This is a genomic window from Paenarthrobacter sp. CM16, assembly GCF_013179505.1.
Taxonomy (GTDB): domain Bacteria; phylum Actinomycetota; class Actinomycetes; order Actinomycetales; family Micrococcaceae; genus Arthrobacter.
Map to the genome: position 1 here is coordinate 1 of NZ_JABMCX010000560.1, position 1,117 is coordinate 1,117.

Below are 1,117 nucleotides of genomic sequence, written 5' to 3' on the forward strand. Positions count from 1 at the left end.
CCGTAGAAAACCTCACGCAGCGCCCTTTGGTTCTAGCTGAATCCGGGTGGTCGCAGTTGGACCCCACCAGGCGTCAGCTCAACGACCGCGCCCAGAAGCACGGACTGTCCCTCACTCCCGACATCGAAGTCGAAACCCCTGCCGGCGCTCTCGCGGTGGCGGCGACAGGACTGGCCGGAGCTGTGATCTCCGCCCCGGTGGCCGAGGCACTTGGATATGGAAAGTCCTTGCACTCCGTCAGCCTCAACCCTCCCCTGATTGAGACGTTTGCCATCATTACCCGGGACCCGTCGTCGCTCTCTCCCGGCACGAAGGCCATGATCGAACTTGTCGAGGAGCACATGAGCAAACTCCACACTGGATTCCAGTCCGGCTAACGTCAGGAACTTCACCGTCCCTTGCCGCCGGTCAGCGTCTCCGGACTGAGGAGATCGCCGCGAGACACTCTTTGCCGATGACGTATTCCGGTAGATCACCCAAAATCAAAGTAGCCAGCCTCGGCACTATACGGCCGCGTCCGTCAACGGCGTAACCGGAAAGGATTGTGGCTGCAACAACTCCCTCGGCTGGGTTCAAGGTGATCTGGCCGTCGAAGTGGTGGACCGTCGTCGTTCCCGTGCAGAGGTTTCGGTGCGTCATGAGGTTGAGGGCCCACCGGCGTTGGCCTGTAGTCAACTCCACCTTGGTGGTTGATTCGCCTCGAAATTCTGCAGATTCTCCGAGCAATAGCGAGCGTTCGACGTCGTCGACTATCAGGGCCACCGGCCCGGGGCTGGCCAGCGTAAATACCCTGTCAAGGTCCGGGAGCTGTGAAAACGGAGCAGATTGGGCAAGTTCGGCCAGACTCAGCCGCCAGAGGACATCGCGCTTAGCTCCGCGACCGCCCTCCACGTGAGAATGAATCAGCCTCGTGCGGCCGGCGCCGTTAGCCCATGGCTCAGAGCCCAGCTGAGAGAACAACTTCAGCTGGGTATTCCTCGTCATGACGGTTGTGCGTGCGGCTGAATTCAAAGGTGGCTCCCTTACTTCAGTGTGGCCGGTCACGCGTGGCTGCCCTCGTTGACATGTCGGTGCCCGGATGGGGTTAGGCCATGAGGCCGTGGAGGGCGTCCGCCAG

The 1,117-nt window shown here is 61.2% G+C and carries 2 protein-coding genes; one reads left to right on the plus strand and one right to left on the minus strand.

Annotation, left to right across the window (positions count from 1 at the left end):
- The coding region (locus HP499_RS24470) for a LysR substrate-binding domain-containing protein (RefSeq protein ID WP_216660295.1) at positions 1-377 on the plus strand (377 nt) is incomplete at its 5' end.
- Between the two features lie 31 nt (positions 378-408).
- On the opposite strand, the gene HP499_RS24475 is transcribed toward HP499_RS24470, so the two are convergent.
- On the minus strand, positions 409-984 hold the full coding sequence (locus tag HP499_RS24475) for a HutD family protein (protein WP_172326604.1): 576 nt from the start codon (positions 982-984) through the stop codon (positions 409-411).
- Positions 985-1,117: the final 133 nt, after the last annotated feature.